This window comes from Serratia sp. (in: enterobacteria) (genome assembly GCF_052400455.1).
GTDB classification, from domain to species: Bacteria; Pseudomonadota; Gammaproteobacteria; order Enterobacterales; family Enterobacteriaceae; genus Serratia; species Serratia ureilytica.
This window is the reverse complement of record NZ_CP185812.1, coordinates 4,913,378-4,930,947: the sequence shown is the minus strand read 5'-3', so window position 1 is coordinate 4,930,947 and position 17,570 is coordinate 4,913,378. Positions and strand designations below refer to the sequence as shown.

The 17,570-nt window shown below is 57.8% G+C and carries 14 protein-coding genes, 2 tRNA genes, 1 rRNA gene and 1 riboswitch; of the genes, 12 read left to right on the top strand and 5 right to left on the bottom strand.

The genetic code is table 11. From position 1 onward, the window contains the following. Window positions 1-28: 28 nt before the first annotated feature. The 4 genes from argC (at window position 29) to argH (ending at window position 4,516) form a co-directional block, all read left to right on the top strand. Entirely contained in the window at window positions 29-1,033 is a 1,005-nt protein-coding gene (gene argC, locus ACORQT_RS23625) for an N-acetyl-gamma-glutamyl-phosphate reductase (protein WP_025304655.1), read from the top strand. 20 nt (window positions 1,034-1,053) lie between these two features. Further along, the gene (gene argB / locus ACORQT_RS23620; protein WP_033645219.1) at window positions 1,054-1,827 is read left to right on the top strand and encodes an acetylglutamate kinase; all 774 of its coding nucleotides are present in this window, start codon (window positions 1,054-1,056) and stop codon (window positions 1,825-1,827) included. 25 nt (window positions 1,828-1,852) lie between these two features. Then, window positions 1,853-3,073: an argininosuccinate synthase gene (locus ACORQT_RS23615; RefSeq protein ID WP_101452722.1), complete on the top strand. Its 1,221-nt coding sequence runs from the start codon at window positions 1,853-1,855 to the stop codon at window positions 3,071-3,073. 69 nt (window positions 3,074-3,142) lie between these two features. Next, the gene (argH, locus tag ACORQT_RS23610; protein ID WP_004931059.1) at window positions 3,143-4,516 is read left to right on the top strand and encodes an argininosuccinate lyase; all 1,374 of its coding nucleotides are present in this window, start codon (window positions 3,143-3,145) and stop codon (window positions 4,514-4,516) included. Window positions 4,517-4,549: 33 nt separating this feature from the next. Here argH and ACORQT_RS23605 read toward each other — a convergent pair whose 3' ends face one another. The 3 genes from ACORQT_RS23605 to ACORQT_RS23595 form a co-directional block, all read right to left on the bottom strand. Then, the gene (locus ACORQT_RS23605; protein WP_033652204.1) at window positions 4,550-4,876 is read right to left on the bottom strand and encodes a type II toxin-antitoxin system HicB family antitoxin; all 327 of its coding nucleotides are present in this window, start codon (window positions 4,874-4,876) and stop codon (window positions 4,550-4,552) included. Window positions 4,877-5,058: 182 nt separating this feature from the next. Beyond that, complete coding sequence (locus tag ACORQT_RS23600) at window positions 5,059-6,507, bottom strand: dihydrolipoyl dehydrogenase (RefSeq protein WP_164057647.1); 1,449 nt, start codon at window positions 6,505-6,507, stop codon at window positions 5,059-5,061. A gap of 72 nt (window positions 6,508-6,579) precedes the next feature. Next, window positions 6,580-7,311: a glutathione peroxidase gene (locus ACORQT_RS23595; protein WP_015379403.1), complete on the bottom strand. Its 732-nt coding sequence runs from the start codon at window positions 7,309-7,311 to the stop codon at window positions 6,580-6,582. A gap of 151 nt (window positions 7,312-7,462) precedes the next feature. On the opposite strand from ACORQT_RS23595, the gene oxyR reads away from it, so the two are divergent. Next, complete coding sequence (gene oxyR / locus ACORQT_RS23590; RefSeq protein WP_033652202.1) at window positions 7,463-8,380, top strand: DNA-binding transcriptional regulator OxyR; 918 nt, start codon at window positions 7,463-7,465, stop codon at window positions 8,378-8,380. Here the strand turns inward: oxyR and sthA are convergent. Then, a complete protein-coding gene (gene sthA, locus ACORQT_RS23585; protein WP_004931047.1) occupies window positions 8,363-9,760 on the bottom strand; it encodes a Si-specific NAD(P)(+) transhydrogenase in 1,398 nt (465 codons plus the stop codon). The genes oxyR and sthA overlap by 18 nt on opposite strands. A 217-nt stretch (window positions 9,761-9,977) precedes the next feature. On the opposite strand from sthA, the gene fabR reads away from it, so the two are divergent. Both fabR and ACORQT_RS23575 read left to right on the top strand, forming a co-directional pair. Then, complete coding sequence (fabR, locus tag ACORQT_RS23580) at window positions 9,978-10,610, top strand: HTH-type transcriptional repressor FabR (protein ID WP_004931044.1); 633 nt, start codon at window positions 9,978-9,980, stop codon at window positions 10,608-10,610. Window positions 10,611-10,625: 15 nt separating this feature from the next. Further along, the gene (locus tag ACORQT_RS23575) at window positions 10,626-10,997 is read left to right on the top strand and encodes a YijD family membrane protein (RefSeq protein WP_025304650.1); all 372 of its coding nucleotides are present in this window, start codon (window positions 10,626-10,628) and stop codon (window positions 10,995-10,997) included. Between the two features lie 34 nt (window positions 10,998-11,031). Here the strand turns inward: ACORQT_RS23575 and trmA are convergent, their stop codons facing one another. Continuing rightward, a complete protein-coding gene (trmA, locus tag ACORQT_RS23570) occupies window positions 11,032-12,135 on the bottom strand; it encodes a tRNA (uridine(54)-C5)-methyltransferase TrmA (protein ID WP_444859294.1) in 1,104 nt (367 codons plus the stop codon). 122 nt (window positions 12,136-12,257) lie between these two features. Continuing rightward, a riboswitch (cobalamin riboswitch) is annotated at window positions 12,258-12,470 on the top strand. Between the two features lie 69 nt (window positions 12,471-12,539). Here trmA and btuB point away from each other — a divergent pair. The 5 genes from btuB to ACORQT_RS23545 all read left to right on the top strand — a co-directional run bounded on the left by btuB (window position 12,540) and on the right by ACORQT_RS23545 (window position 17,395). Beyond that, window positions 12,540-14,411, top strand: a complete 1,872-nt coding sequence (gene btuB, locus ACORQT_RS23565; RefSeq protein WP_033645223.1) for a TonB-dependent vitamin B12 receptor BtuB — start codon at window positions 12,540-12,542, stop codon at window positions 14,409-14,411. Continuing rightward, the gene (murI, locus tag ACORQT_RS23560; RefSeq protein ID WP_025921004.1) at window positions 14,356-15,219 is read left to right on the top strand and encodes a glutamate racemase; all 864 of its coding nucleotides are present in this window, start codon (window positions 14,356-14,358) and stop codon (window positions 15,217-15,219) included. Before btuB ends, murI begins: the two co-directional genes overlap by 56 nt. A gap of 374 nt (window positions 15,220-15,593) precedes the next feature. After that, window positions 15,594-17,130: ribosomal RNA gene (locus ACORQT_RS23555) — 16S ribosomal RNA — on the top strand. A 74-nt stretch (window positions 17,131-17,204) separates the two neighbouring features. Continuing rightward, a tRNA-Ile gene (locus ACORQT_RS23550) sits at window positions 17,205-17,281 on the top strand. A gap of 38 nt (window positions 17,282-17,319) precedes the next feature. After that, window positions 17,320-17,395, top strand: a tRNA-Ala gene (locus tag ACORQT_RS23545). Window positions 17,396-17,570 lie beyond the last annotated feature (175 nt).

Below are 17,570 nucleotides of genomic sequence, written 5' to 3'. Positions count from 1 at the left end.
CACGTCAGTTTAGAAGGTGAAAGGCCACATGTTGAATACGCTGATCGTTGGTGCCAGCGGTTACGCCGGAGCGGAGCTCACGGCTTACCTGAATCGCCACCCACACATGAACATAACCGCTTTAGCGGTTTCAGCGCAAAGTGCAGATGCAGGAAAGTTGCTTTCCGATCTCCATCCCCAGTTGAAAGGCATCGTCGATCTGCCGCTGCAGCCGTTGACCGACGTCGCCAAGGCGGCGCAGGGCATCGATGTAGTGTTCCTCGCCACCGCCCATGAAGTCAGCCACGATATCGCACCGGCTTTCCTGGCGGCGGGCTGCGTGGTGTTCGATCTGTCCGGCGCCTTCCGCGTGCAGGACGCCGGTTTTTATAGCCAGTACTACGGTTTCGAGCATCAGCATGGTGCTCTGCTGGAGCAGGCGGTGTACGGCCTGGCGGAGTGGCAGAGCGACAAGATTAAACAGGCGCAGCTGATCGCGGTGCCGGGCTGTTACCCTACGGCGGCGCAGCTGGCGCTGAAACCGTTGATCGAAAAACAGCTGCTGAATCTGGATCAGTGGCCGGTGATCAACGCCACCAGCGGCGTTAGCGGCGCCGGGCGCAAGGCCAGCATGACCACCAGCTTCTGCGAAGTGAGCCTGCAGCCATACGGTATTTTCACTCACCGGCACCAGCCGGAGATCGCCGCGCACCTCGGCGTGCCGGTCATCTTTACGCCGCACCTGGGCAATTTCCCGCGCGGCATCCTTGAAACCATCACCTGCCGTCTGAAAGCCGGCGTGACCGCGCAGGACGTCGCGGCCGCCTATCATGCCGCCTATGACGACAAGCCGCTGGTGCGGCTGTACGACCAGGGCGTGCCGGCGCTGAAAGCGGTGGTGGGGCTGCCGTTCTGCGACATCGGTTTTGCGGTGCAGGGCGAGCATCTGATCGCCGTGGCGGTGGAAGACAATCTGCTGAAAGGCGCGGCGGCGCAGGCGGTGCAATGCCTGAATATCCGTTTCGGCTTCCCGGAAACCCAATCACTCCTTTAAACCAGCGTGAGTAAACAGCAATGAACCCGTTAATTATCAAGTTAGGTGGCGTGTTATTAGACAGTGAAGAAGCGCTGGAGCGTCTGTTTACCGCGTTGGACAGCTATCGGCAGCAGCACCAGCGCCCGCTGGTGATCGTGCACGGCGGCGGCTGCGTGGTGGACGAACTGATGAAGCAGCTCGCTTTGCCGGTGGTGAAAAAGAACGGCCTGCGGGTCACGCCGGCCGATCAGATCGACATCATCACCGGGGCGCTGGCCGGTACCGCCAACAAAACGCTGCTGGCGTGGGCGATTAAACACCAAATCAACGCCGTCGGCCTGAGCCTGGCGGACGGCGGCAGCGCGGTAGTGACCCCGCTCGATCCGGCATTGGGCCACGTCGGCAACGCGCAGCCCGGTTCGCCCGCGCTGCTCAATACCCTGCTGGGCGCCGGCTACCTGCCGGTTGTCAGCTCCATCGGCATCACCGCCGAAGGGCAGTTAATGAATGTGAACGCCGATCAGGCGGCGACGGCGCTGGCGGCGACGCTGGGGGCGGACCTTATCCTGCTGTCGGACGTCAGCGGCATCCTCGACGGCAAGGGCCAACGCATTGCGGAAATGACGGCGCAAAAAGCGGAACAACTGATCGCGCAAGGCATCATCACCGATGGTATGGTGGTGAAGGTGAATGCGGCGCTCGACGCTGCCCGCACCCTCGGCCGCCCGGTGGATATCGCCAGCTGGCGCCATGCCGATCAGCTTCCTGCTTTGTTTAACGGCGTGTCGATTGGCACCCGGATCCTCGCTTAATTTTAGAATTAGAAAGGAATAGATCATGCAAAACCAAGGCATCAAAAAAATCGTTCTGGCGTACTCCGGCGGCCTGGATACCTCGGCCATCATTCCATGGCTGAAAGAGAACTACGGCGGCTGTGAAGTGGTGGCGTTCGTGGCGGATATCGGCCAGGAGCGCAGCGATCTGGAAGGCGTGGAGCAAAAAGCCCTGCAGTCCGGTGCCTCTGAATGTCACGTGGTCGATCTGCGTGAAGAATTTATCCGCGATTACGTTTATCCGGTGCTGCAGACCGGCGCCCTGTACGAGGGCAGCTACCTGCTGGGCACCTCGATGGCGCGGCCGATCATCGCTAAGGCGCAGGTCGAGCTGGCGTTGAAAGTGGGCGCAGACGCGCTGTGCCACGGCGCGACCGGCAAAGGCAACGATCAGGTGCGTTTCGAAACCACCTACACCGCGCTGGCGCCGCAGCTGAAAGTGGTAGCGCCGTGGCGCGAGTGGAACCTGCGTTCCCGTGAAGCGCTGCTGGATTACCTGAAAGAGCGCAATATCCCGACCACCGCATCGCTGGAGAAAATCTACAGCCGCGATGAGAACGCCTGGCACATCTCCACCGAAGGCGGCGTGTTGGAAAGCCCGTGGAACGCGCCAAACAAGGATTGCTGGGTATGGACCGTCGATCCGCAGGAAGCGCCGGACCAGCCTGAGCAGGTGACCGTTACCGTCGAGAAAGGCCGCGTCGTGGCGGTTAACGGTAAAGCGCTGTCGCCGTACCAGTGCCTGGAAGCCCTGAACGCGCTGGGCGCCAAGCACGGTGTCGGCCGTATCGACATCGTGGAAAACCGTCTGGTGGGCATCAAATCCCGCGGCTGCTATGAGACCCCGGGGGGCACCATCATGGTGGCGGCGCTGCGCGCCATCGAGCAGCTGGTGCTGGATCGCGACAGCTTCAAATGGCGCGAGCAGCTGGGCCTGGAGATGTCCTATGTGGTGTACGACGGCCGTTGGTTCGCGCCGCTGCGCCGCTCGCTGCAGGCCTCTGCCGAAGCATTGGCTGAAGAGGTGAACGGTGAAGTGGTACTGCAGCTGTACAAAGGCCAGGTGACGGCGACCCAGAAAAAATCCGCCAACAGCCTGTACTCCGAAGAGTTCGCCACCTTCGGCGAAGACGAAGTTTACGATCACAGCCACGCGGGCGGCTTTATCCGCCTGTTCTCTCTGTCTTCACGCATCCGCGCGTTGAACGAGAAAAAGAATAAATAACCGATTGGCGTGACTCTGCAAGGGCGCAGCATGCTGCGCCCTTTCGCATAAAAATTCAGGAGTAAAGGTATGGCACTTTGGGGCGGACGGTTCACTCAGGCGGCGGATCAGCGGTTCAAGCAACTCAACGATTCGCTGCGGTTCGATTATCGCCTGGCGGAGCAAGATATCGTGGGCTCGGTGGCCTGGTCGAAGGCGCTGGTGACCGTTAACGTGTTGACGGCAACGGAGCAACAGCAGCTGGAGCAGGCGCTGAATGCCTTGCTGACGGAAGTCCAGGCCGATCCTTTGGCGATCGTCCAAAGCGATGCCGAAGACATCCACAGCTGGGTGGAGCAGAAGCTGATCGAGAAGGTCGGCGATTTGGGCAAGAAGCTGCACACCGGCCGCAGCCGCAACGATCAGGTCGCGACCGATCTGAAGCTGTGGTGCAAACAGCAGATCGGCGATCTGCATCAGGCGATCGTCCAGCTGCAGCAGGCGCTGGTGGAGACCGCCGAAGCCAACCAGGATGCGGTGATGCCGGGGTATACCCATCTGCAACGCGCGCAGCCGGTGACTTTCGCGCACTGGTGCCTGGCCTATGTCGAGATGCTGGCGCGCGATGAAAGCCGCCTGCAGGATACCCTGAAACGGCTGGACGTCAGCCCGCTGGGCAGCGGCGCGCTGGCCGGCACCGCGTATCCTATCGATCGCGAGCAGCTGGCCGGCTGGCTGGGCTTCGCCTCGGCGACCCGCAACAGCCTGGACAGCGTATCCGATCGCGATCACGTGCTGGAGCTGCTGTCCAACGCCGCCATCAGCATGGTGCACCTGTCGCGCTTCGCCGAAGATCTGATCTTCTTCAACAGCGGCGAGGCGGCGTTTGTCGAGCTGTCTGACCGCGTGACCTCCGGCTCTTCGCTGATGCCGCAGAAGAAAAACCCGGACGCGCTGGAGCTGATCCGCGGCAAGTGCGGCCGCGTACAGGGCGCGCTGACCGGCATGATGATGACGCTGAAAGGCCTGCCGCTGGCGTACAACAAAGACATGCAGGAAGACAAAGAAGGGCTGTTCGACGCGCTCGACACTTGGATGGACTGCCTGCAGATGGCGGCGCTGGTGCTGGACGGCATTCAGGTGAAGCGCCCGCGCTGCCGGGAAGCGGCGGAGCAGGGTTATGCGAATGCCACCGAGCTGGCGGACTACCTGGTCGCCAAAGGCGTGCCGTTCCGCGAAGCGCACCATATCGTCGGTGAGGCGGTGGTAGAAGCCATTCGCCAGGGCAAACCGCTGGAAGCGCTGCCGCTGGCGGATTTGCAGCAGTTCAGCGCGACGATTGGCGACGATGTCTATCCGATCCTGGCGTTGCAATCCTGCCTGGACAAACGTGCGGCCAAAGGCGGCGTCGCGCCGCAGCAGGTGGCCGCGGCCATCGCCGCAGCGAAACAGCGTTTGGCTTGACGACGAGGGCGGCCTGGCGCCGCCCTTGAACCTTTACCCCGCCAGGCGTGCGCAGAGATAACGGTTCAGGCTCACGCCTTCTTCCATCGCGCCGATCGCCAGCCGGCGATGCTGTTCCGGCGTCATGCGTAGCACCAGTTTGCCGCTGAAATTTTTCTCCGCCAACGCCTGCGGCGGCGTTTCGCCTTGCGCCAGCATGTCGGCGATCGTTTCGCTCACCACTTTCTCGATACCCTCCAATGCGCCGGTACGCGTGGCGGCCAGCCAGGACAACGAGGGGAATTCGGCGCACAGCCCGACATATTCACGGTCTTGCGCTGACCAGGTGATGCGATAGGTATAGTGTTCATGCTTTTCCATGTTCTTCCTCCATTCTGGCTTTGCTCTCTATTTTAGTGTCATTATTGATATCACTTCAATATTGAAGCATAAAAAATGAGCGCAGGAGAGCCGTGAGGCAAGAGGAGGGAGGAAAATCTGGAAAGCGCTGCGCAAAAAAACCGGGCCTGAAGGCCCGGTAGGTGTGAACGGATAAGGAGGCGTTATTCGCCCGGACAGCGCTGACAGCGCTCGATTTCGGCCGTGCCGAGTTTGAGCTTCGCCTGCAGGTCGCGCAGCGCAGTGCGCAAGCCTTCTTCGATCACCGGATGATAGAACGGCATGTCCAGCATCTGATCGACGGTCATCTGCTGTTGGTGCGCCCAGGCTAACAGGTGCGCAATGTGTTCGGCGTCCGGGCCGATCATTTCCGCACCGAGGAAACGGCCGGTGCCTTGCTCGCCGTAAACGTGCAGAACGCCCTTGTTGCGCAGCATCACTCGCGAGCGGCCCTGATTCTCAAACGAGACCTTGCCCACTTCAAAACATCCGCAGGCGCTGAACTTCTCGCTCAGCTCGCGGAAGGTCGAGCCGACCATGGCGATCTGCGGATCGGAGAACACCACCGAAATCGCGCTGCGGCGCAGACCCGGATTGATCTCCGGGAAGCTGCCGGCATTGGCGCCGGCGATGCGTGCCTGATCGCTGGCCTCATGCAACAGCGGCAGCTGGTTGCTGGCGTCGCCGGCGATAAAGATATGCGGCACGCTGGTTTGCATCGTCAGGCGGTCGGCCAGCGGCACGCCTCGAGCGTCGAGCTGCAGGCCGGTGTTTTCAAGACCCAGCCGATCGACGTTGGGGCGGCGGCCGGTGGCGGCCAGCACGTAGTCCACCAGGATCTCCTGCGACTGGCCCTGCAGATCCTGATAGCGGATAAATACGCGGTCGCCTTCGCGCTGCATCATCTCCACTTTCACGTCGGCGTCGAGGTAGAATTCTTCCCCCAGCGCCTTCGCAGCGTAATCGCGCACGGCGCTGTCGGTCAGCGGCCCGACGGCGCCGCCGATGCCGAAGACTTTGGTGTCGACGCCGAGGCGGTGCAGCGCTTGCCCCAGCTCCAGCCCGATCACGCCGGGGCCGAATACCGCCACGGACTGCGGCAAGTCATCCCAGTTGAACAGATCGTCGTTGACGATCAGGCGATCGCCCAGTTCATTCCACGGCGCCGGCCAGCTGGGGCGAGAGCCGGTGGCGATCACGATGCGCTGCGCCACGATGCGCGTATGGTCATCGACCTGCAGCGTGTTGTCGTCGATAAAGCGGGCATAGCCCTGAATTTTGTCGGCGGCCGGGATCTCGTCCACGCCTTCCAGCACGAAGCCGACGAAACGATCGCGTTCGCGTTTGACGCGCGCCATCATCTCGCGTCCGTCGATACGCGTTTTGCCGGTTGGGTGCACGCCAAAGCCCGGCGCACGTTCGATTTGATGCACCGCTTCGGCGGCGGCGATCAGTAATTTGGATGGCATGCAGCCAACGCGCGCACAGGTGGTGCCGTAAGGCCCGCCTTCAATCATCACCACGCTGGGGGTAGACAGTTTGGCCGCGCGATAGGCGCCGAGCCCTGCGGTGCCGCCGCCGATGACCGCGACATCAACGTTCAACAGTTTCATATCCGCTCCTGAAAGGTAAAAAAAGGGCGGGCCGTAGCCCGCCAAAGTTCACGTTGGCTTTGTTATTACTTATTAAGCTGACAGGAATGTTTCCAGATCGTCGCTGCCGCCGATGTGACGGCCGCCGATGAAGACCTGCGGCACCGTGGCGCGGCCGCTGACGGCGCGCAGGCTGACGGTGGTAGCGTCTTTGCCCAGCACAATCTCTTCATACTGAATGCCGCGCTCTTGCAGCATCTGCTTGGCTTTGGCGCAGAATGGGCAGCCCGGTTTGGTGAACAGGGAGACCGATTCCTGCACTTTGAATTCCGGCGCCAGGTATTTCAGCATGGTGTCGGCGTCGGACACTTCAAACGGGTCGCCCGGTTTGTTCGGCTCAACAAACATTTTCTCGACCACGCCGTTGCGTACCAGCATCGAGTAGCGCCATGAGCGAGGGCCAAAGCCCAGATCCGCTTTCTCGACCAGCATGTTCATGCCTTTGGTGAATTCACCGTTGCCGTCCGGCACGAAGGTGATGTTTTCCGCATGTTGGTCGGCTTTCCAGGCGTTCATGACGAAGGTGTCGTTCACGGAGACGCAAAGAATGCTGTCGACGCCGTGCTGCTTGAATACGCTGGACAGTTCGTTGTAGCGCGGCAGGTGGCTCGAAGAACAGGTCGGCGTGAACGCGCCCGGCAGCGAGAAAACAATGACGGTTTTGTTTTTGAACAGGTCATCAGTGGTCACATCAATCCATTGGTCGCCCTGACGGGTGTGGAAAGTAACCTGAGGAACTTTCTTGCCTTCTTGACTGGTAAACATTGATTAACCCCTTAATTAGGAAAAGTAATTTTTAGCATTTAGCGCGATATCGCTTCGTTGGGACACATTATTGTCGCTGGGGCTTGATAGATCTAATCGCTCATTGCTATCTTATCTATCGCCATGAGCTATCATGGAATGGAGGGAAACAATGAATATTCGTGATTTAGAGTATCTGGTCGCCTTGGCCGAGCACCGGCACTTCCGCCGCGCGGCCGATTCATGCCATGTAAGCCAACCCACGCTGAGCGGGCAGATCCGCAAGCTGGAAGACGAGTTGGGCGTCATGCTGCTCGAACGCACCAGCCGCAAGGTGCTGTTCACCCAGGCGGGTCTGTTGCTGGTGGAGCAGGCGCGCACCGTGCTGCGAGAAGTGAAAGTTTTGAAGGAGATGGCCAGCCAGCAGGGCGAAGCCATGTCCGGACCGTTGCACATCGGCCTGATCCCGACCGTGGGGCCTTATCTGCTGCCGCAGATCATCCCGACGCTGCACAAAACGTTCCCGAAACTGGAAATGTACCTGCACGAAGCGCAAACCCATCAGCTGCTGGCGCAACTCGACAGCGGCAAACTGGACTGCGCCATTCTGGCATTGGTGAAGGAAACCGAGGCATTTATCGAAGTGCCTTTGTTCGATGAACCGATGAAGCTGGCGGTGTACTCCGATCACCCGTGGGCGCAGCGCGAGCGCGTGCCGATGCCGGATTTGGCGGGTGAGAAACTGCTGATGCTGGAGGATGGCCACTGCCTGCGCGATCAGGCGATGGGCTTCTGCTTCCAGGCGGGCGCGGACGAAGATACCCACTTCCGCGCCACCAGTCTGGAAACGCTGCGCAATATGGTCGCGGCCGGCAGCGGCATTACCCTGCTGCCGTCACTGGCGGTACCGCCGCAGCGCGAACGCGACGGCGTCTGCTATCTGGATTGCTACAAGCCGGAGCCGAAGCGCACCATCGCGCTGGTGTACCGCCCTGGCTCCCCTTTGCGCAGCCGTTATGAGCAACTGGCCGAGGCGATCCGCGAACACATGCAGGGCTACATCGACAGCGCGTTAAAACAGGCGGTTTAAGCCGTTTAGCGCCGCCACCCGGTAGGCTTCGGCCATGGTCGGATAGTTGAAGGTCGTATTAACGAAATACTCGATAGTATTGCCTTCACCTTTCTGTTCCATGATCGCCTGGCCGATGTGGATGATCTCCGCCGCACGCTCGCCGAAGCAGTGGATCCCAAGGATCTGCAGGGTGTCGCGATGGAACAGGATCTTCAGGCTGCCGACGTTCATCCCGGCTATCTGCGCGCGCGCCAGATGCTTGAACTGGGCGCGGCCCACTTCATACGGCACCTTCATCGCGGTCAGTTCCTGCTCGGTTTTGCCGACGGAGCTGATTTCCGGAATGGTGTAGATGCCGGTCGGGATATCTTCGATTAAGTGACCGCTGGCTTCGCCGGAGGCGATCGCTTGCGCGGCGATGCGGCCCTGATCGTAGGCGGCGGAAGCCAGGCTCGGATAGCCGATCACGTCACCGACCGCATAAATGTGCGACAGCGCGGTTTGATACATGCTGTTCACTTTCAGCAGCCCGCGGCTGTCCGACTCCAGGCCGACGTTCTCCAACCCCAGCGAATCGGTGTTGCCGGTACGGCCGTTGGCGTACAGCAGGCAGTCCGCTTTCACCTTCTTGCCGGACTTCAGGTGCACGATCACGCCGTCTTCGGTGCCTTCGATCTTCTCGAATTCTTCGTTGTGGCGGATCACCACGCCGTTGTTCCAGAAGTGGTAAGAGAGCGAATCCGACATCTCCTGATCGAGGAACGCCAGCAGACGATCGCGGGTGTTGATCAGATCGACCTTGACGTTTAGGCCGCGGAAGATGGACGCATACTCGCAGCCGATCACCCCGGCGCCGTAAATGATCACGTGGCGCGGCTCATGGCTCAGCTCGAGAATGGAATCGCTGTCGTAGATGCGCGGATGGTTGAAGTCGACGCTGGCCGGATGGTAAGGACGCGAGCCGCAGGCGATCACGATGTGATCGGCGCGGATGGTGTCCTGGGTGCCGTCCATGTAGCTGACGCTGACGGTGTTGGCGTCGATGAAGCGCGCGTCGCCGGCGAACAGTTTGCACTGGTTCCGCTCATAGAACCCTTGGCGCATTCGGGTTTGCTGGCTGATGACGTTATCGGCGTGGCGTAAAATGTCAGGGAAGGTCGCGCTGAGCGTGCGCGAGTTGTTGTAAAGCGGGTTCTGGTTGAATTCGATAATGCGGCTGACGGCGTGGCGGAGGGCTTTGGAGGGGATGGTGCCCCAATGGGTACATCCGCCGCCTACGTTATTGTACCGTTCGATAACGGCCACGCGGGCGCCTTGTTTCACCAGCCCCATGGCGGCACCTTCACCACCAGGGCCCGAGCCAATCACAATGGCATCAAATTGATAGTGCTGTTGCATGTAGGAGAGACCTGTTTTTTATACAAGATTACAACGGTATCTTAACATCATAGCGCTGCTCACCCAATCACCATTAGGCTTTTTGAGTCAAAGCACAATCGGCTCAGGGCGGAAGTGTGATAGAGCGCGTTAGTATAAATGCTGTTGCAATAAAATTTGCTATATTGCCGAGTCTAGGGCGTTAGACTGAGAAAATGGAACCTATCCGGATATGCATATGGGCGTCAGAGCACAACAAAAAGAACGGACTCGTCGTTCCCTGATCGAAGCCGCTTTCAGCCAGCTGAGCGCCGAACGCAGCTTCGCCAGTCTGAGCCTGCGGGAAGTTTCACGCGAGGCGGGCATCGCGCCCACGTCGTTTTATCGCCATTTCCGCGATGTGGACGAGTTGGGGCTGACCATGGTGGACGAAAGCGGCCTGATGCTGCGTCAGTTGATGCGCCAGGCGCGCCAACGCATCGCCAAAGGCGGCAGCGTGATCCGCACCTCGGTGTCCACCTTTATGGAATTTATCGGTAACAACCCGAACGCCTTCCGCCTGCTGCTGCGTGAGCGCTCCGGCACGTCGGCGGCATTCCGTGCGGCGGTGGCGCGCGAGATCCAGCATTTCATCGCCGAACTGGCGGACTACCTCGAGTTGGAAAATCACATGCCGCGCAGCTTTACCGAAGCGCAGGCCGAAGCGATGGTCACCATCGTGTTCAGCGCCGGCGCGGAAGCGCTGGATATCGACGTCGAGCAGCGGCAGCAGCTGGAAGAACGGCTGGTGCTGCAGCTACGGATGATCTCCAAAGGGGCGTATTACTGGTATCGTCGCGAACAAGAAAAAGCTTCTGTGTCCCACGTATAAAAAAGGTAAAAAATGATGGAAAAACCAGGCCGTGAAAATGGCACCTTACTGCTGGCGTTGATTGCCGGCCTTTCGATCAACGGTTCCTTTGCCGCGCTGTTCAGCTCGGTGGTGCCGTTTTCGATCTTCCCGCTGATCGCGTTGGTGCTGGCGGTGTACTGCCTGCATCAGCGTTACCTGAACCGCGCCATGCCGGACGGCATGCCGAAGCTGGCGGCGGCCTGTTTCCTGCTGGGGCTGCTGCTGTACAGCGCCATCGTGCGCGCCGAGTATCCGCAGATCGGCTCCAACTTCCTGCCGTCGGTGATCTGCGTGGCGCTGGTGCTGTGGATCGGCATGAAACTGAAGGCGCGCAAGGCGCCGGATGCGCCGACTCAAGAATCGTAATGAAACGGGGCGCCATCATGGCGCCCCTGTCATATCAGCGGTGCTTTTCCAGCAACACGCCGCATTCCATGTGATGGGTATACGGGAACTGATCGAACAGCGCCAGACGGCTGACCCGGTGGGTGGCCTGCAGCGTTTCCAGGTTGGCGCACAACGTTTCCGGATTGCATGAAATATACAGAATGCGCGGGTAAGCCTGCACCATCTTCACCGTTTCATCGTCCAGCCCGCTGCGCGGCGGATCGACGAAAATCGTCTCGCAGTTGTAGCCGCTCAGATCGATGCCTTTCAACCGGTTGAATTCGCGTACTCCATTCATCGCCTGAGTGAAGTCTTCCGCCGCCATGCGGATGATCTGCACGTTGTCGATATGGTTGGCGGCGATGTTGTACTGCGCCTCCGCCACCGACTGTTTGGCGATCTCGGTCGCCAGCACGCGCTCGAAATTGCGCGCCAGCGCCAGCGAGAAGTTGCCGTTGCCGCAGTACAGCTCCAGCAAATCGCCTTTGGAACCGGCGGTGACCGCCAACGCCCACTCCAGCATCTGCACGTTCATGGCCGCGTTGGGCTGAGTGAAACTGTTTTCCACCTGGCGATAAATCATGTCGCGGCCGGCGACCGGCAGCACTTCGTCAACATAATCCTGGTCGAGCATGATCTTGGTCTTCGACGCTCGGCCGATCAGCTGCAGGTCGAAACCCTGCGCGCGCAGCTCGTCGCGCAACTGCTCGGCGCGCTGTTGCCAAACGTCATCCAGCTTGCGGTGATACAGCAGCGAAGCGATGATTTTGCCGCTTCGCGTCGACAGATAATCTATCTGGAACAGCTTGTGGCGCAGGATCGGCTCCGGTTTCAGCGCGGCGATCAGGGCGGTCATCAGGCGGTTGATCAGCTCGCTGGCCGCCGGGAACTGATCGACGCGAATACGCTGCTTGGTCTGCTGATCGAACATGATGTGATACATGTCTTCCGCGTCGTGCCAGATGCGGAATTCGGCGCGCATGCGGTAGTGGTCGACTGGCGAGCGGAACACTTCCGGCTCGGGCGCCGCGAACGGTGACATCAACGTCTTCAGGCGGGCGACTTTCTCCGCCAGTTGGTCATCGTAACGTTCAATAGGCAAATTCTCGGGCGTCATGTGTTTCTTCTCGTCAGGCAAATTTGATCAGCGGGGATTGTAGGGAATCAGCCCGTGAAGTCCAGTTTTGTCGCGTTTATTATTTGTAACATTAATGGCAGTCTAGACATCTATTTGCATTGATCGTAGCATTGCCGTCCGGCCTCAAGCAGCGAGTGAAAAGGGAATCCGGTGTGAATCCGGAGCTGACGCGCAGCGGTAAGGGGAAGTCACGGCGATAGCGTTTCGACGCAGACACTGTCCACTGCAGGATGGGAAGTCATCGCCCGTTGCCGGTCGCGCCCTGCGGCCCGCAAATCCCAAGCCCGAAGACCTGCCGGTGTTACGTCGCAATGTCCGTGGCCGTCGCGAACTACCGGCCATGATCCTGCGGCATCCGCCAATTAAGTTTGGATGCTTTTCTCATGACAATTACAAAAAATACGCTGCTGGCGGTGGTCTCTTCCGTCACGGCTTTTTCTGGATGGGCGCAAGACAACACCACAGCCACGAATGGCGATAACCTGGTGGTTACCGCCAACCGTTTCCCGCAGCCGGTTTCTTCCGTGCTGGCGCCGACCACCATCGTCACCCGCAACGATATCGATCGCTGGCAGGCCAAGAGCCTGACCGACGTGATGCGCCGTTTGCCGGGCGTGGACGTTGGCCAAAACGGCGGGTTGGGGCAAAAGAGCTCGTTGTTTATTCGCGGCACCAACTCCAGCCACGTGCTGGTGCTAATTGACGGCATTCGCCTTAATCAGGCGGGCGTCAGCGGCTCCTCTGACCTTAGCCAAATCCCGATTTCGTTGGTGCAGAAAGTCGAATACATCCGCGGCCCGCGCTCGGCGGTGTACGGCTCCGACGCCATCGGCGGCGTGGTCAACATCATTACCACGCGTGAAAAGAACGGTACTACGCTCTCAGCCGGCGTCGGCTCCAACGGCTATCAATCCTATGACGCGTCGACTCAACAGCAGTTGGGCGACAGCACCGTGGCGACGGTGGCGGGTGACTACACCTACACCAAAGGGTATGACGTGGTGGCCTACGGCAGCACCGGCATGCAAAGCCAACAGGATCGCGATGGCTTTATGAGTAAGTCGCTGTATGGTGCGCTTGAGCACCAGTTCAGCGAATCGGTCAGCGGTTTTGTGCGCGGGTATGGTTACGACAACCGCACGGCGTATGATAGTTATTATTCCTCACCGACCAGCCCTCTGCTGGATACGCGCAAACTGTATAGCCAAACCTGGGATACCGGATTGCGCTATAAAGAAGGCATTTACGCAACACAAGTGATTGGCAGCTACAGCCATAGCAAGGATTACGATTACGATCCTCGCCTCGGCATGCATGACAGCTCGGCCAGCCTGGTGGATTCCGAACAGTACAACCTGCAGTGGGGCAATACGCTGCAGGTTGGACAGGGTACCGTAAGCTCTGGCGTCGACTGGCAGCAACAGAAAATCAAACCGGATTCCACCACCGTGAAGGGTGAAAAAAGCCAACGTGATGCAGGCATCTATCTGACTGCGCAGCAACTGGTTGGCCCGGTAACGTTGGAAGGTGCGGTTCGAGGTGACGATCATTCCGAGTTTGGCTGGCATGGCACCTGGCAAACCAGCGCGGCCTGGGAATTCGTCGAGGGATACCGTTTTATCGCATCGTATGGCACGGCGTTCAAAGCACCGAATATGAGCCAGCTATACGGCAACTTCGGTAACAACACCGATCTGAAACCGGAAGAAAGCAAGCAGTGGGAAGGTGGCTTTGAAGGGCTGACCGGCCCGGTGACCTGGCGCATCTCCGGTTATCGCAACGACATCGACAATTTGATCGATTCCACGGGGGAAACCAACTACGTCTATTACAACGTGGGTAAGGCGACCATCAAAGGGATTGAAGCTACGGCCTCGTTTGATACCGGCCCGTTGACGCATCAGATTGGTTATGACTATGTCGATCCTCGCAACGCCAAGACCAATGAAGTGCTGCTGCGGCGCGCCAAGCAGCAGGTGAAATATGAGCTGGACTGGCAGCTGTATGACTTTGACTGGGCGGTGACTTATCAATATCTGGGTCAACGTTATGACAAGGATTACAGTACCTATCCGGAACAAAGCGTTAAACTTGGCGGCGTGAGTCTGTGGGATCTCGCAGTTTCGTATCCGGTCACATCTCATCTGACAGTTCGTGGTAGAATTGCCAACCTGTTTGATAAAGATTATGAGACGGCCTATGGCTACGCTACTCCAGGAAGAGAATACTACCTCACTGGAAGCTATACCTTCTAACAGCACCGCCACACCTCGCCCGACGGTGCTGGTTTTCGATTCCGGCGTCGGCGGGCTGTCGGTGTATCAGGAGATTCGGCAGTTGCTGCCGGATCTCCACTATATATACGCGTTCGACAACGTGGCGTTCCCCTACGGCGAGAAGTCAGAAGAGTTTATCGTTGAGCGCGTGCTGGAGATTGTCGGCGCGGTGCAGCAGCGTCATCCTCTGGCGATTGTCGTCATCGCCTGCAACACCGCCAGCACGGTCTCCTTGCCGGCCCTGCGCGAGCGTTTCAGTTTCCCTGTCGTGGGCGTGGTGCCCGCCATCAAACCGGCGGCCCGTCTTACCGTCAACGGCATTGTCGGCCTGTTGGCGACCCGCGGTACCGTACAGCGCAGCTACACCCACGAACTGATTTCCCGTTTCGCCACCGACTGCAAGATTGAACTGCTGGGCTCTTCAGAACTGGTGGAGCTAGCGGAAGCCAAGCTGCATGGCGAAGCCGTGCCGCTACCGGTGCTGAAGAAGATCCTGCATCCGTGGCTGAGCATGCGCGAGCCGCCGGATACCGTCGTGCTGGGCTGCACCCATTTCCCTCTATTAGCTGAAGAGCTGATGCAGGTGTTGCCGGAAGGCACCCGATTGGTGGATTCCGGCGCGGCGATTGCCCGTCGCACCGCCTGGCTCATCTCTACGCAGGAAAACCTGGTCTCGAGCCAGGAAGAGAATCTGGCGTATTGCATGGCGTTAAATGAAGATACTGACGCTTTATTGCCCGTTTTGCAGGGCTATGGCTTTAAATCGTTGAAAAAACTGCCGCTTTAACGGTGTTTTGGTTAAACATTCAACGGTCGGAAAAAATATTGAAAATAGGGGTTGCGGCCCGCCGAGAACTCCCTATAATGCGCCTCCACTGACCGGGAACAACGACTGACAAGCCGCCGGGTCAGCGAGAAGAAAGCGAAATAAACGCTTGACTCTCCGGGTGAAAAGCGTAATATACGCAGCCCGCGCCGATGAGTTTCTCGGCACTGCTCTTTAACAATTTATCAGACAATCTGTGTGGGCACTCCACAAGACGATATCCAGCATCTTCGGATGCAAAAAAAATATCAAGTCTTGAAGAGTGACTAACTGAAGTAAAATTCATGCAGTAAATCTTTGAGCATCGCTTCTCGAGTGGAAGCAAATCAAGCTTTTAATTGAAGAGTTTGATCATAGCTCAGATTGAACGCTGGCGATAAGCCTAACACATGCAAGTCGAGCGGTAGCACAGGGGAGCTTGCTCCCCGGGTGACGAGCGGCGGACGGGTGAGTAATGTCTGGGAAACTGCCTGATGGAGGGGGATAACTACTGGAAACGGTAGCTAATACCGCATAACGTCGCAAGACCAAAGAGGGGGACCTTCGGGCCTCTTGCCATCAGATGTGCCCAGATGGGATTAGCTAGTAAGCGAGGTAATGGCTCACTTAGGCAACAATCTCTAGTTGGTCTGAGAGGATGACCAGCCACATTGGGACTGAGACACGGCCCAAACTCCTAAGGAAGGCAGCAGTGGGGAATATTGGACAATGAGCGAAAGCTTGATCCAGCTATATCGCGTGTGTGAAGAAGGCCTTAGGGTTGTAAAACACTTTCAGCGAGGAGGAAGGTGGTGAGCTTAATACGCTCATCAATTGACGTTACTCGCAGAAGAAGCACCGGCTAACTTCGTGCCAGCAGCCGCGGTAATACGAGGGGTGCAAGCGTTAATCGGAATTATTGGGCGTAAAGAGCACGTAGGTGGTATATTAAGTCAGATGTGAAATCCCCGGGCTCAACCTGGGAACTGCATTTGAAACTGGCAAGCTAGAGTCTCGTAGAGGGGGGTAGAATTCCAGGTGTAGCGGTGAAATGCGTAGAGATCTGGAGGAATACCAGTGGCGAAGGCGACCCCCTGGACAAAAACTGACACTGAGGTGCGAAAGCATGGGGAGCAAACAGGATTAGATACCCTGGTAGTCCATGCAGTAAACGATGTCGATTTGGAGGTTGTGCCCTTGAGGCGTGGCTTCCGGAGCTAACGCGTTAAGTTGACCGCCTGGGGATTACGACCGCAAGGTTAAAACTCAAATGAATTGACGGGGGCTCGCACAAGCGGTGGAGCATGTGGTTTAATTCGATACAACACGAAAAATCTTACCTACTCTTGACATCCAGAGAACTTTCCAGAGATGGATTGGTGCCTTCAACTTTGAGACAGGTGCTGCATGGCTGTCGTCAGCTCGTGTTGTGAAATGTTGGGTTAAGTCCTATAACGAGCGCAACCCTTATCTTATTTTACTAAAATTATATTAGAACTAATAAGAAACTGCCAATGATAAATTGGAGGAAGGTGAGGACGACGTCAAGTCATCATGGCCCTTATGAGTAGGGCTACACACGTGCTACAATGAATAATACAAAAAGAAGCGACCTTGTAAAAGCAAGCAAATCTCATAAAGTACATCGTAGTTCGGATTGGAGTCTGCAACTCGACTCCATGAAGTTGGAATCGCTAGTAATCGTAAATCAGAATGTTACGGTGAATACGTTCTCGAGCCTTGTACACACCGCCCGTCACACCATGGGAGTGGGTTGCAAAAGAAGTAGGTAGCTTAACCTTCGGGAGGGCGCTTACCACTTTGTGATTCATAACTGGGGTGAAGTCGTAACAAGGTAGCTGTAGGGGAACCTGTGGCTGGATCACCTCCTTACCTAAAGATATTAGTTCGCGTGGCGTGCTCACACAGATTGTCTGATAGAAAGTAACGAGCAGAAATACCTTTATAGGCTTGTAGCTCAGATGGTTAGAGCACACCCCTGATAAGGGTGAGGTCGGTGGTTCAATTCCACTCAGGCCTACCACTTCTTGTAAGTGGAAAAGGTACTGCACGTGACTGTATGGGGCTATAGCTCAGTTGGTAGAGTGCCTGCTTTGCACGTAGGAGGTCAGCGGTTCGATCCCGCTTAGCTCCACCATATAGTCCGGTATTAAATACTTCAGAGTATATTGGCGACAGTATGCTGCGAAGTATTTTGCTCTTTAACAATCTGGAACAAGCTGAAAATTGAAACATGACGGCTGAAATTTATCCCTCCGTAGATGTATTGGGATGAAGAGTAACCTGTCATAGAGTCTCTCAAATGTTTGCAG